Consider the following 13,914-nt stretch of genomic DNA (forward strand, 5'->3'; position numbering starts at 1 on the left):
ATTACTCCTTACCTGCTTGAGCTTGTTCTTTCGCTTTCGCTGCCGCTTCCGCAGTTTCTGCTTCCGCGCCGTAAACACGTTTCGCCGGTTGAGATTTGGTGATTTTCACCGTGCTGTATTCAATACGCGGTGCGCCGTCTTCGTTATAGAATGCTAAGGTGTGTTTTAAGTAGTTCACATCATCACGTTCGGTGTAATCCAAGCGTTGGTGTGCACCACGGGATTCTTTACGTTCAACAGCGGAATTGGCGATAGATTGTGCCACATCCAGGATATAACCTAATTCCACGGTGTAGAGCACGTTAGTGTTGAACACGCTGGAACGGTCGGTAATACGAATATGTTTGTAACGTTCTTTGAGTTCGGCGATTTTATCCACCGCTTGTTGCATACTTTCTTGGGTACGATAAATACCGCAACCTTCTTCCATGGCTTGACCCATTTCATCACGAATATCGGACCAAGATTCGGTACCTTCTTGATCGTATAAGGCATTCAGGCGTTTCATGATGTCTTGTGCTTGCGCATCTACCGCCGTTTGGTTGGCAGGGACGGCTTCAACGGCGCGTTGTGCGGCATATTCACCGGCGACGCGACCTAATACCACTAATTCGGCCAAGGAGTTGGAGCCTAAACGGTTGGCGCCGTGTAAGCCGGAAGAAGCACACTCACCCACGGCAAATAAGCCTTTAATACGGGTTTCGCTGTTGAAGTCCACTTCGATACCGCCCATGGTGTAGTGCACCACCGGACGTACCGGAATCGGCGCTTGTGCCGGATCCACACCTTCATAAGCTTTCGCCAATTCGCAAATGAACGGCAAACGCTCGTGTAAGTATTTTTCACCGAGGTGGCGTAAATCCAGGTGCACCACATCAACGCCTTTCGCGGTTTTCAAGGTGTTGCCTTTGCGCCATTCTTGCCAGAAGGCTTGGGAAACTTTGTCGCGCGGACCTAATTCCATGTATTTGTTTTCCGGTTTGCCGATTGGGGTTTCCGGTCCCAAACCGTAATCTTGTAAATAGCGGTAGCCGTCTTTATTGACCAAAATGCCGCCTTCACCACGACAACCTTCGGTCATTAAGATACCGGTGTTGGGTAAGCCGGTCGGGTGATATTGCACGAATTCCATGTCACGCAACGGTACGCCGTGACGATATGCCATAGATAAGCCGTCACCGGTCACGATACCGCCGTTGGTATTGAAACGGAACGCACGGCAACCACCGCCGGTAGCGATAACCACGGCATTGGCATTGATTTGCACCAGTGTGCCTTCCATCATGTTCATGGCGACCATACCGCGGGCATTGCCGTCATCCACTAAAATATCCAACACGAAGTGTTCATCGAAACGGATGATTTGCGGGAATTGAATGGAAGTTTGGAATAAAGTGTGAAGCAAATGGAAACCGGTTTTATCGGCGGCGAACCAAGTACGTTCGATTTTCATCCCGCCGAAACGACGCACGTTCACATCGCCATCGGTTTTACGGCTCCAAGGGCAGCCCCAGCGTTCAAGTTGGGTCATTTCCACTGGGGAATGTTCAACGAAATATTCCACCACATCCTGTTCACATAACCAGTCACCACCGGCAACGGTATCATGGAAGTGTTTGTCGTAGGAATCTTCTTCTTTAATCACTGCCGCAGCACCACCTTCAGCCGCAACGGTATGACTGCGCATTGGGTAGACTTTTGATACTAAAGCAATTTTAAGATTTGGATTAGCTTGGGCTGCAGCAATCGCTGCACGTAAACCACCACCACCTGCGCCAACAATGGCGATATCGACGTTAACAGTTTGCACGATATTCCTCCAAGTAAAGGGATAGTAATAAAAAATACCAAATAACTTTGGACTGTTAGGGTAGCGTCATTTTGCCACTATTTGAGGGGATTAAAATCTTTTTTCTCACTTTTGTTATACTTTCGTGATCTAACTCAAAAAAGTTAGAAAGAAGAGTGAGTTGTTCGTTTTTTATTCTTAATATTGTGCAAAAATATACGATGAGAGTAAAAAAGTGCGGTCGATTCTCAAGGTGTTTTTGCATTTGTGCCGACTTGCTTTAGAATAAACCGATAATTTCCCCCATCCACCAAAATGAAAGGCCATTTTTATGTTGGAACAGGAACAATGGCAGCCCACGGCATCCATTAAAAATTTACTTACCCGCGCCAAATTCATCGCGGAAATTCGTCGATTTTTCACCGATCGCGGCTTATTGGAAGTGGAAACGCCGGTGTTAAGTGAATTTGGCGTAACGGATGTTCACCTTGCTACCTTCAGCACGGAATTCATTTCGCCCTTCGGCGAACAATCCAAAACCCTGCGGCTTTCCACCAGCCCGGAATATCACATGAAACGCTTGTTGGCGGCGGGAAGCGGTCCGATTTTTCAAATCGGCAAAGTATTTCGTAACGAAGAAGCGGGCAGCCGCCACAACCCGGAATTTACCATGCTGGAATGGTATCGACCGCATTTCGATATGTACCGTTTAATCAATGAAGTGGATGATTTGTTACAGCAAATTTTGGAATGTCCGCCGGCGGAAAGCATGAGTTATCAGTTTGCCTTTCAGCAATATGTAGGCTTGGACCCTTTATCGGCGGAGCATGAAGAATTGGTGGAAAAAGCTAAAAAATACCAACTGATGAACGCCGAAGAAGAAAATCGCGACACCTTGTTACAATTTCTTTTCAGCGCTGTGGTAGAGGCGCAAATCGGGCAGGAAAATCCGGTCGTGGTGTATCACTTCCCTGCGAGTCAGGCGGCATTGGCGCAAATCAGCTCGGAAGATTTACGGGTGGCGGAGCGTTTCGAGTTTTATTACAAAGGGTTGGAACTTGCCAACGGCTTCCACGAGTTGTCCGATGCCCGCGAGCAGTTAAGACGTTTTGAGCAGGATAATCAGCTTCGGAAGAAAATGGGCTTGCCACCGCAGACGATTGATACCCGTTTGTTATCCGCTTTGCAAGCGGGCATTCCGAACTGTTCCGGTGTGGCGCTTGGCGTGGATCGTCTGTTGATGATTGCCATGGGCGCGGAAAGCATTAAAGAAGTGATTTCTTTCGCTATTGATAATGCGTAAACGGCAAAAGTGCGGTGAAAAAACACATTATTTTTTCACCGCACTTTTGTCCCGCTTATTTCAAAATAAACATCGGTGTTTGGCTGACGGGATCGCGATGAATTTCCACATCCAGGTCAAACACGGTTTTCAAAAGTGCTTCCGACATCACTTCATCGGGCGTGCCTTTTACCATCAGGTTGCCGTCTTTTAACAAAATGAAGGAAAGCATACTGTCGGTAAAAATCGCCGGCAATGCACGAGGCAGGTGGCATTCAATAGTAGTAAGAATAATGCGAAGATCGCTTTAAAAAAATTTTTCATTTCTGAGTCCTAACGTTAAAAAAACGTTCAGGCTATACAATACACAGAAACCCGTAGTTGAGAATAGTTCTTTTTAACCTCCGACCACGTCGATAATCATCACTTCCGATTGTGAACCCAAACGCATCGGTACGCCCCAGAAGCCATAACCGGAGGTCACGAAGAAGTGCCCGCCGTTAATTTGTTCGTAGCCGTAACTTAAACGATAAATGAATTTAACTATCAGATTTGCCGGGAAAATCTGCCCGTTATGGGCATGCCCCGACACCTGAATATCAATAGGCAATGTGGCGTGCTGTTCAATTTCCGACGGGCGATGATCCAACAGAATAATCGGCAGATTGGTATCCACGCCTTTCAGTAATTGTTCCGTGGAAGGACGATCGGTAACCAGATCGTCGTTACGCCCGATTAATACGAAGCGATTATCCACTACCAGGCTTTCATCCATCAGCGGAATAATGCCGGCTTTACGAATTTCCCGCTCAATGCGCGCCTGATCGCCGAAGAAATCGTGGTTGCCGAGCGTGGCATAGACGCCGAGAGGGGCTTTCAGTTTGGCTAAGTGCGGTTGCATTTTCTCCGCCAAATAAGCGTTGACGTTATCATCCATAATGTCGCCCGGCAGCAGAATAATATCCACCTTTTCCCGTTGCATAATATCCGCGAGTTTATCCAGTTGCTTCCCACCGAAAAATTTCCCTAAATGGGTATCGCTTGCCATACCGATGCGCAACGGCTTCATCGGTTTGTCCAAATGCACCTGATAATGGCGCACCACCGGTGTGTAGGCGTTATATAAACCGACAGTAACAAAACTCAAAAAAAGGATTGGGTAAAGCCATTTTAAGGAATGACGCCATTTTTTGCGCAATAAATAGAGAAAACCGACAATCAAACTGCTGAACGTTGAAAAGAGTAAAAGGGTTAAAATCAGGGCGCTGACACGAAAACTTTCCGTGTAAAGACGTAACGGCGCACTTAATACGAGCGCATTTAGTACAAGAAATAGCACAATGGTCAGTGTGCAGCGTGTTTTGCCGTTAAGGTTAAATATCCAGTTAAGTGTTCGACTCAAACCAAATAGCATAAATTGCAGTGCCAGCATAGCGGCTAGCATGGTGATGTAATATCGGGTTTCCATGATTTTTCCTGTTTACAGTGGCTCAAAAGTGCGGTGGTCTTTTTCAGTGAATTTAAAGGCGGATAATAATATGAATGGCGGGATGACGCAATGTGACGATAAAATTGATCGTTTCCAAGCGGCAAATTTTTCGCTAAAATGCGTGCACTTTTTTACTCAACTTTTTAATAACGGAAGAAAATTTATGTTCGGAAAAGGCGGATTGGGCAACTTAATGAAACAAGCCCAACAAATGCAAGATCGTATGCAAAAAATGCAGGAAGAAATTGCGCAACTGGAAGTGACCGGCGAATCCGGCGCGGGTTTGGTTAAAATCATCATCAATGGCGCCCACAACTGCCGTCGTGTAGAAATCGATCCTTCTTTAATGGAAGACGATAAAGAAATGTTGGAAGACTTAATTGCGGCGGCATTTAACGATGCGGTTCGCCGTGCCGAAGAGTTACAAAAAGAAAAAATGGCGTCGGTGACCGCCGGTATGTCTTTACCGCCTGGCTTCAAAATGCCGTTTTAAAAAACATTCTAAAAAACGACCGCACTTTTTCTTCATTGACGGCAAAGTGCGGTTTATTTTTTAAGCAAATCCATCGAGAACCTTATGCAAACCAGCCCCTTGTTAGAAAATCTGATCGAAAGTTTACGCGTATTGCCGGGCGTCGGTCCGAAATCCGCGCAGCGTATGGCGTATCATTTGTTGCAACGCAACCGCAGCGGCGGAATGCGGTTGGCGCAAGGGCTGACGGAAGCCATGTCGAAAATCGGGCATTGCGAACATTGTCGTACCTTTACGGAAAAAGAGGTGTGCAACATTTGCAGTAATCCGCGCCGCCAAAATTCGGGCTTGCTTTGTGTGGTGGAAATGCCGGCGGATATTCTTGCCATCGAGCAAACGGGGCAGTTCTCCGGGCGTTATTTCGTGTTGATGGGGCATTTGTCGCCACTGGACGGTATCGGTCCGCGCGAAATCGGTTTGGATTTGCTGCAAAAACGCCTGCAAACGGAATCCTTCAATGAAGTGATTTTAGCCACCAACCCGACGGTGGAAGGCGACGCCACGGCTAACTACATTGCGGAGCTTTGCTTGCAACAAAACGTCAAAGTCAGCCGCATTGCGCACGGCATTCCGGTGGGCGGCGAATTGGAAATGGTGGACGGCACGACGCTGACCCATTCCTTCTTAGGTCGCCGCGAAATCGGCTAATCCTCTTTTCCTGTCCCCAACGTTTCTTTCTATGCGACTTTTTATAGCGGAAAAACCCAGTCTCGGACGCGCTATCGCCGATGTGTTGCCGAAACCGCACCAACGCGGCGACGGTTTTATTAAATGCGGCGAGAACGACTGCGTCACCTGGTGCGTGGGGCATTTGCTGGAACAGGCGGAACCCGATGCGTACGACGCGCGTTTCAAACAATGGCGGCTGGACGATTTGCCCATCGTACCGCAGAAATGGCAGCTCATTCCGAAAAAAGAAACCCACAAGCAGCTGAAAACCGTTGAAAAATTAGTGCAACAAGCGGACGTTTTGGTCAACGCCGGCGACCCCGATCGCGAAGGGCAGTTGTTGGTGGACGAAGTGTTCAGTTATCTCAACCTGTCGGCGGAAAAACGCAATGCCATTCAGCGTTGTTTAATCAGCGATTTGAACCCAAGTGCGGTGGAAAAAGCCATCAAAAAATTGCAGCCGAATCGAGATTTTATCCCGCTTGCCACCTCCGCCTTAGCCCGCGCCCGAGCCGATTGGTTATACGGCATTAACATGACCCGTGCCTACACCATTCGCGGTCGCCAGGCGGGCTACGACGGCGTACTTTCCGTCGGACGCGTGCAAACGCCGGTGCTGGGTTTGATCGTGCGTCGGGATTTGGAAATCGAACATTTCCAACCGAAAGATTTTTTTGAAGTGCTGGCTTGGGTGCGGGACCCGAAAGACGAAAAAACACCTGAAAAACCGACCGCACTTTTTTCCGCGTTATGGCAACCGAGCAAAGCCTGCGAAGATTATCAGGACGACGACGGTCGTGTGCTGTCCTGCGCGTTGGCGGAAAATGTGGTAAAACGCATTACCGACCAGCCGGCGGAAGTCACCGATTACACGGACAAACGGGAAAAAGAAACGGCGCCTTTGCCTTATTCGTTATCCGCCCTACAAATCGATGCCGCGAAGCGTTTCGGGATGTCGGCGCAGGAGGTGTTGGATACGTGCCAGCGTTTGTATGAAACCCACAAATTGATTACTTACCCCCGCTCCGACTGTCGCTATTTGCCGCAAGAACATTTTGCCGACCGAATAGCGGTGATGAATGCGATTTCCGGTCATTTAACCCAATTTCAGCCGTTGCCGGAAATCATCGATCCTGAACAGAAAAATCGTTGCTGGAACGATAAAAAAGTGGAGGCGCACCACGCCATTATCCCGACGGCAAAAAATCGTCCTGTGAGTTTGACCCTGGCAGAGCAAAATGTGTATTTTCTGATTGCCCGCCAATATCTCATGCAGTTTTGCCCGGACGCGGAATACCGAAAATGCAAAATTACGCTGAACATTGCTGGCGGCACTTTTGTGGCACAGGCGCGCAATTTGCAAATTGCCGGTTGGAAGCAACTCTGGGGCAAGGAAGACAGCGACGATGAACAACAGGACGCGCTGCTGCCCGTGGTAAAAAAAGGGCAAATATTGCATTGCGAAAAAGGTGAGATTGTCAGTAAAAAAACGCAACCGCCGAAACCCTTCACTGACGCGACTCTGCTTTCCGCCATGACAGGCATTGCGCGCTTCGTGCAGGATAAAGAATTGAGAAAAATCCTACGTGAAACCGACGGCTTGGGCACCGAAGCCACCCGCGCGGGAATCATTGAGTTGTTGTTTAAACGCGGTTTTCTGTATAAAAAAGGACGCAATATTCACAGCACCGAGGCGGGGCGAATTCTGATTAACGCCTTGCCGGATGTGGCGACCCAGCCCGACATGACGGCGCATTGGGAGTCTCAGTTGGACGGCATTAGCCGCAAACAGGCGAGTTATCAGCAATTTATGGAAAACCTGACGCAACTTTTGCCGGAATTGTTGCATTACATTAATTTTTCCGCCTTGCGTGAGTTAAGCCGACATAACTCGGGTGTCAAAAAGCAGGGTATTAAAAAGAAAACAGCGAGAGCCAAGAAAAGTTAGCGAGAGCCAAGAAAAGTTAGCGGGAACGGAAAAGTGCGGTGGTTTTTTGCAGTGTTTTTTCTGATCGAATTTGCTCCAAACAGCCTAAAAATGCACAAAACGACTTGCGGAATGACAAGATATCCGCTAATATCTGCGCCGTTATTTTTCATTAAAATTTGCTAAATCAGAGAAGATAAAATGTACTCAGCTTTGTTAATCATTTATTTGGTCGTTTCCATTGCCCTTATCGCGTTTATCCTGTTACAACAAGGTAAAGGCGCGGATGCAGGCGCATCTTTCGGTGGTGGCGCGTCCGGTACGGTTTTCGGTTCTGCCGGTGCAGGTAACTTCCTGTCCAGAACCACAGCGATTTTAGCAACTGTCTTCTTTATTATCAGTATCGTTATCGGCAACATCAACTCGCACAGAAATAACGTAAAACAAGGCGCATTTGATGATTTATCCGGCACAGCGGAACAAATTCAGCAGCAACAGCAACAACAAGCGCCGGCTGTATTAGATACAAAAAACAACGATATTCCTCAATAAAATGTATCAAATTAAGCTCTGGTGGTGGAATTGGTAGACACGCTATCTTGAGGGGGTAGTGGCCGTAGGTCGTGCGAGTTCAAGTCTCGCCCAGAGCACCAATTTAGAAAAGATCGCATTTTTGCGGTCTTTTTTTATTGATTTTCTACATGTTATCTCACTATCTTAAATTAAGGAGTTTTCTATGAAAAAATTATCTGCTTCCTTGCTTCTTGCCGGTTCATTGCTTGCTTTGGTTGGTTGTGAAGAAAAGAATCTGACAATTTATGATTATCTTCAGAACGAGGAACTGTTAAATAAAACATTAAATGAATGTATTAGTGGAGCTTTAAATGATGAACACAAATGTCAGACGGTAAAGGGTGCTTATGCCAATATAGATAGTTTTAAAAATGGTTCATTAAGTGAAGAACATTTAAAAATGCTTGGTAAAAAATAATGTCTTTACTCGAATTGATACCTTTCTGAATGAATTTTTAACGAAAATTGCAGAGCATATCCAGAAATTGTTATCGTTGGGGTGAGGTTATTCGATAGTTTACTTGAAACCACTTCTGATTTTTCAGATGTTGTTGGAAGAATTGGAAAGTAGAATTGCCTATAGCAACACAAAGTTGTATTGGTTTTAAATTAATGGTGATTCCAATATGTATTCTGTTCTGTAGGCAATGATGGTATTTCCCGTGAGAATATTTACTGTAATAAAGAGTAAAAAAGCCTTGCTAAGTTCGCAAGGCTTTTTGTTGATATTAATTGGACGTCGTTTTTCTCAATAACCCATATCCTATAATAGCCGATACGCCGGAGCCTAATAAAATCCCTAAGCGTGAGAGGGTGTCGAAGCTATTATGAGGTGTTTCGCCGAATGCCAGTCCGGCGAGGAACATGGACATGGTGAAGCCGATGCCGCAGAGTACGGAGATGGCGAAAATCTGGTTGAAGTTGATGCCTTGCGGTAATTTGGCGAGACGTAATTTCACCGATAAATAACTGAACAGGAAGACGCCCAACGGTTTACCGACGATTAAGCCCAAAGCAATGCCGAGGGTGAGCGGTGAATTGAGGCTGGATAAGCCAACATTTTCCAATGATACGCCGGCGTTGGAGAAAGCGAATAAAGGTAAAATCAAATAGGCGCACCAGGGGGCAAGAATGTGTTCAAATTGGTGTAGCGGGCTTTCGCCGTTGCGCCCTTTTATCGGGATACAAAAGCCGATAATCACGCCGGCAAGGGTGGCGTGAACGCCGGATTTTAATACGGAAGCCCATAAAATCAAACCGACGACCATATAAGCACAGAGAGCGCTCACTTTAAAACGGTTCATGGCGACTAAAATACTGATGGTGACGGTCACCATAATCAGTGCCGGCGTACTGAGTTCGTGGGAATAGAAAATGGCAATAACGATAATGGCGCCGAGGTCGTCAATAATGGCTAATGCCAGTAGGAATACTTTAAGCGGAAGCGGCACGCGTTTGCCTAAAAGGGCGACGATGCCGACGGCAAAGGCGATGTCCGTTGCCATTGGGATTGCCCAGCCGGAGTGGATTTCAGGCGTGCCTTGCGCAATGAGAAAATAAATTAATGCCGGAACCACCATGCCGCCGATTGCCGCAATTGCCGGGAATATTGCCTGTTGATAGCTGGAGAGGGAACCTTCCAGCATTTCACGTTTTACTTCCATGCCGACCAAGACGAAGAAAACCGCCATAAAGCCGTCGTTGACCCACATTAATAAGGGTTTGGCAATGCTGAATGCACCGAATTGAATGCTGACCGGAGTGTCGAGAAAATCAAAATAATGTTGGCTGAAAGCAGTGTTGGCAAGCACGATTGCCATGAGGGCAAAAATTAATAGTAATACGCCGCCCGAGGCTTCTGACCGGAAAAAAGTTTTAATGCGCCTAATCAATGTGAATACTCCCCAAAATAGATAACTAATTAAAAAATAAAAGATAAACAAGAAGCAAAGAAGTTACCTTAGTTTGATATTTTTTTCAAGAAAACGGGGAGTTTATTAATGAAATAAGATGTGATTGGCGATTTTTTAAGTCATTTATTTTGATTTTTAAATAAATACGTATTAATTGATATTTTCTAAATAGGATTTTCCCAGTTGATTCATTTGTCGTTGAATCCAAATTTGTCTGCGTTTGGTATAGAGTACAGGCGCATTGACTTTGTAAATAATCGGATTAGGCAACACGGCGGCTAAAAGTGCGGCTTCATTTTGCGATAAATTTTTTGCCGGCTTTTTGAAATAAAAACGGCTTGCCGCTTCCACGCCGTAAATGCCGTTCCCGAATTCGGCAATATTTAAATACACTTCTAAAATGCGTTTTTTTGACCACAAGGTTTCCAGCATCAAGGTCGTCGGCACTTCAATGGCTTTACGCAACCAGCTTTGTCCGTGCCATAAATAGAGGTTCTTGGCGGTTTGTTGGGAAATGGTGGAGGCGCCACGAATTCGCGTGCTTTTTTGATTATGTGAAAAAGCGCTTTTTATGGCGCTGAAATCAAAGCCGTAATGTTCGAGAAAATTCTGATCCTCGGCGGCAATGACAGCAAGCTGCATTTGCCAGGAAATTTCATCTAAGCTGACCCAATCGTAGCGTGTTTCATAGTCAAAATCGCCGGAGAAGAAATGTGCCGCTTTCTGCTGCAGCATATAGGTGGAATAGGGAATGGGAACGAAGCGAAAGGCGAAAGTAATCGCTGTCATCGCCAACAAAAAACGGCATAAAAAACGCACCGCACTTTTGGTGGAGAGCTTCCTGAAAAAAGTAAATCTGCGCAACTTCAGGTTACGCAGATTTAGCCGTTTCAAAGGGAATTTAGCGATTTTTTTCTTGCTCATCGAGTTGTGTTTTTATCCAGTCAACGAAAGCGGGATCCATGGTTTTTAGCATATTGGATCCCCGTGTGATGGTTGCCGCGCTGGTGTTCAGGTTTTGCTGAATTTCCCGTTGCGGCAAATTTTTATTGAGTAACCGGGCGACGATTTGGAGCCGAAGCCCCAGCGCGTCGCGCTCATCCGGGGTTAGTAATAAGGTTAATACATCCTGTGCTTTGCCTTGTTCAAACGCGGTTTGCAGCATATTGAGAAAGGCGTTCCATTGTTCTAAATTGCGACTAATGTACATATTAACAATCCTATACTATTAAACTAGTTCGCCTAGTATAGCCGATCGTATTCCTCATTGCTAAAGGTTTGTGGATCTTCTTTTTTCTGCAGAATTTGATAGTAAAAATCGTAAGTTAACACATTTTGCACATAGCCTCGGGTTTCATAAAACGGAATGGACGCCACAAATTCATCCATTGCCAGCTTGCCGTTGGCGCGCGCCAGCCATTTTTTTACGCGATGGGCGCCCGCATTATAAGCGGAAGCGATCAAAATGCGGTTGTTCGGATATTTGGCATTCAGCTCCGCCAAATGTGCCGTGCCGAGCAAAATATTATTGAGCGGCTTAAATAAATCCCCTTCGCCCGTGTAAGGCAATTTGGCGTTGTTTGCCGTGGCTTTTGCGGTGCTTGGCAGCAGTTGCATTAAGCCCCGTGCATTGGCGGAAGATTGCACCTGCGGGTTCCACGCGCTTTCCTGGCGGGCGATTGCCATGGCGAAGGTTTTCGTCACATTATTACTCGCCACTGCCTGCGGTTTATTGTTATGGATAAATTTCGGGCTAAGCGCAATATCAAAATAATCGCTGTAGGCATTTGGTAAGCGTAACTGAATGTAATTAAAGGCTTTTGCTATAATGGAACCGTCCACGCCCAAATCAAACCAGTTTTGCTGATTGGCATATTGACTGAGTGCGATTTGTTTTTCTTTTTTATTTTCACCGGAAAGATTTTCCAATAGGAAACGCCAACGCTGTTTTGCCGCGCCGAGGCGATCTAATTGACGCAATTCGGCGATTTCGTCTAATGTCGGGTTAACGGCTTTGTAGGTATCTGCCCAGGCGGCATCGGTGATACTTGGTGCAATGAGTAATGTCGGCTGACCGAAATCATAACCGCTGCCACGGGTTTTCGGATCCAGTTTTGCCGCCGCCAGCATCGGATAAAAGCCCCGTTCGTGCGAAAGTGCGGTCAATATTTCCTGCGTTTTTTTGCCGTTGGTTTTCGCCATATTTTTTGCCTGCCAATAGCGCCATTCCTGTTTCTGTTTGCCTTCTGCCGACAGGGCGTTGAGCCATGGGGTTAAATCGGTTTTTTGCCAAATTGCCATGCGTAAACGGCGCTCGGTGAGATTGTCGGCGTTCAGCTTGGCGACTTCCATATCACGCCATAATTGAAAGCTCGGGCTTTCGTTATCAAAGAAACGCCCGAGAAAGGCGATTTTCCACTCACGAATTTCGGCTTCGCTCAGTTGCCAATCCTTCGCCCATTGTGCATAAGCGGCAAAGTTAGGTTCTTTCATATTTTCCGGCAGCGTACGCAAATAACGGGCGAAACTTTGCAGCACGGCAAATTTCAGCGGGATTTTATTATTGGCTTCGACCGGCGGTAATTTGCCGGCTAATTCCGGTAAACTTGCCGGTGTTTTCAATAATTTCTGCAAACGTTGTAAACGCGAGGCAACCATGTCGTTTTCTTTGACATTACCTACCTTCTTCAACTCTGTTGTCAATAATTCCAAGCCTTTTACATTGTTTTTGATAAAGAGATTCTCGGCTTTTTGATACACTTTTTCTGCCGTTCTGCCGCCGTCGGAGTACCATTTTTCCCGTAGCTGCGCATCGTTTGGCAGCTCACTATTGTTTAACCAAAGCTGCTCATAACGGGCGATGATTTTCGGCATATTCGCATTCGGATTTTTATCGGATTGGCTACGTTTGCGCTCCAGCTGATATTCGGCATTCAACACCGCAAGTTGGGTTTCCAACCCTTTCGGTTTAACCCGTTGCGCGTAACCAACTAAGCCTTCAAGATCTTTAGTGTTGATAAGTAAGGTAAAAAGTCTTTGTTCCAATTTTTCCCGTAGAAAATGAGTCGGATGCTTTTCGAGAAATTGCTCAATGTCCTGTTTTAGTGCCTTAACTTCTTCCTTCGATGTGTCGTGATTTACGCTTTTAATGCAGGCGTCAAAATAAGCCGCTATGGCATCTGTTTGCAACGGATAGCCTTTCAAATCCTCAATCAGTTTCAGGAATACGGTGTGGTTAGCAAAAACGCCGTCATTTTTGACCGCGCTTTTCAGCAAGTTTTCTAACTGTAGAAAAGTTACACGCTGTTTTAGCCGCTCTAATTCCACGTGGTGTTGCTCCGGTTTGGCGTGCTTATGGACAACATTCGCTTTATGCGTTGTCGCCTTATGCTGATTGGCAAAGGCGGAGGAGGAAAGTGCGGTCAAAATTAACAGTGAAATTGTTGTTTGTTTCAAATATCGCATAGTCGTTTTCCTGTGGTGAATATGGGAAAGGCGGATAGTGAGTCCGCCTTGGAAAATGGTTAAAAGCTGAAATATCGTCGTTAAAACCGACGACTGTATTCTAATTTGTTGATATTACTATATGATATAAGCACCCGTCGGGAGATCACAGTTGTTCGAAACATTGTAACTATTTATATAAAAAGAAAAAACTTGGCTCCCCTCGTTCACGGGGGGGGGGGGAGCCGGGCCAACCCATAAGGGTGTCACTTATACACAAAACCGAGCCCACCAGA

Annotated in this window: 12 protein-coding genes, 1 tRNA gene and 1 pseudogene; 7 read left to right on the forward strand and 7 right to left on the reverse strand. The window is 46.2% G+C overall.

Features of this window, described 5'->3' with window-relative positions; all coding sequences use genetic code 11:
• Position 1 precedes the first annotated feature (1 nt).
• On the reverse strand, positions 2-1,810 hold the full coding sequence (gene frdA, locus DK423_RS08330) for a fumarate reductase (quinol) flavoprotein subunit (RefSeq protein ID WP_005557606.1): 1,809 nt from the start codon (positions 1,808-1,810) through the stop codon (positions 2-4).
• Between the two features lie 310 nt (positions 1,811-2,120).
• Between frdA and epmA the strand changes: the two genes are divergently transcribed.
• Positions 2,121-3,092 (forward strand): elongation factor P--(R)-beta-lysine ligase, encoded by a 972-nt coding sequence (gene epmA / locus DK423_RS08340; RefSeq protein ID WP_005557604.1) that lies wholly within the window; start codon positions 2,121-2,123, stop codon positions 3,090-3,092.
• Between the two features lie 55 nt (positions 3,093-3,147).
• Here epmA and DK423_RS08345 read toward each other — a convergent pair.
• Positions 3,148-3,291 (reverse strand): annotated as a pseudogene (locus DK423_RS08345) (ferric citrate ABC transporter ATP-binding protein FecE); the annotation flags it as partial.
• 177 nt (positions 3,292-3,468) lie between these two features.
• Positions 3,469-4,539 carry a metallophosphoesterase gene (locus DK423_RS08350; RefSeq protein ID WP_005557599.1) on the reverse strand — a complete coding sequence of 357 codons (1,071 nt, stop codon included), beginning with the start codon at positions 4,537-4,539 and terminating at the stop codon, positions 3,469-3,471.
• A gap of 184 nt (positions 4,540-4,723) precedes the next feature.
• Between DK423_RS08350 and DK423_RS08355 the strand changes: the two genes are divergently transcribed.
• The 6 genes from DK423_RS08355 to DK423_RS08380 all read left to right on the forward strand — a co-directional run bounded on the left by DK423_RS08355 (position 4,724) and on the right by DK423_RS08380 (position 8,679).
• Positions 4,724-5,053, forward strand: coding sequence for a YbaB/EbfC family nucleoid-associated protein (locus tag DK423_RS08355; protein ID WP_032996701.1), 330 nt, complete (start codon positions 4,724-4,726; stop codon positions 5,051-5,053).
• Between the two features lie 84 nt (positions 5,054-5,137).
• A complete protein-coding gene (gene recR / locus DK423_RS08360) occupies positions 5,138-5,740 on the forward strand; it encodes a recombination mediator RecR (RefSeq protein WP_109043953.1) in 603 nt (200 codons plus the stop codon).
• A gap of 31 nt (positions 5,741-5,771) precedes the next feature.
• Positions 5,772-7,709 carry a DNA topoisomerase III gene (locus DK423_RS08365; RefSeq protein WP_061886885.1) on the forward strand — a complete coding sequence of 646 codons (1,938 nt, stop codon included), beginning with the start codon at positions 5,772-5,774 and terminating at the stop codon, positions 7,707-7,709.
• Positions 7,710-7,889: 180 nt separating this feature from the next.
• Entirely contained in the window at positions 7,890-8,240 is a 351-nt protein-coding gene (gene secG, locus DK423_RS08370; RefSeq protein ID WP_005557589.1) for a preprotein translocase subunit SecG, read from the forward strand.
• Between the two features lie 15 nt (positions 8,241-8,255).
• A tRNA-Leu gene (locus tag DK423_RS08375) sits at positions 8,256-8,341 on the forward strand.
• An 83-nt stretch (positions 8,342-8,424) separates the two neighbouring features.
• The gene (locus DK423_RS08380; protein ID WP_005557587.1) at positions 8,425-8,679 is read left to right on the forward strand and encodes an EexN family lipoprotein; all 255 of its coding nucleotides are present in this window, start codon (positions 8,425-8,427) and stop codon (positions 8,677-8,679) included.
• Between the two features lie 310 nt (positions 8,680-8,989).
• Here DK423_RS08380 and nhaA read toward each other — a convergent pair whose 3' ends face one another.
• The 4 genes from nhaA to DK423_RS08405 form a co-directional block, all read right to left on the reverse strand.
• Positions 8,990-10,153, reverse strand: a complete 1,164-nt coding sequence (gene nhaA / locus DK423_RS08390; RefSeq protein WP_005557585.1) for a Na+/H+ antiporter NhaA — start codon at positions 10,151-10,153, stop codon at positions 8,990-8,992.
• A gap of 171 nt (positions 10,154-10,324) precedes the next feature.
• A complete protein-coding gene (gene mtgA, locus DK423_RS08395) occupies positions 10,325-11,098 on the reverse strand; it encodes a monofunctional biosynthetic peptidoglycan transglycosylase (RefSeq protein WP_005557584.1) in 774 nt (257 codons plus the stop codon).
• Positions 11,076-11,384, reverse strand: coding sequence for a trp operon repressor (trpR, locus tag DK423_RS08400; RefSeq protein ID WP_005557582.1), 309 nt, complete (start codon positions 11,382-11,384; stop codon positions 11,076-11,078). The genes mtgA and trpR overlap by 23 nt, the downstream gene beginning before the upstream one ends.
• Positions 11,385-11,416: 32 nt before the next feature.
• Positions 11,417-13,639 (reverse strand): transglycosylase SLT domain-containing protein, encoded by a 2,223-nt coding sequence (locus DK423_RS08405; protein ID WP_005557579.1) that lies wholly within the window; start codon positions 13,637-13,639, stop codon positions 11,417-11,419.
• Between the last annotated feature and the right edge of the window lie 275 nt (positions 13,640-13,914).

This window comes from Aggregatibacter actinomycetemcomitans (genome assembly GCF_003130205.1).
Lineage (GTDB): Bacteria > Pseudomonadota > Gammaproteobacteria > Enterobacterales > Pasteurellaceae > Aggregatibacter > Aggregatibacter actinomycetemcomitans_A.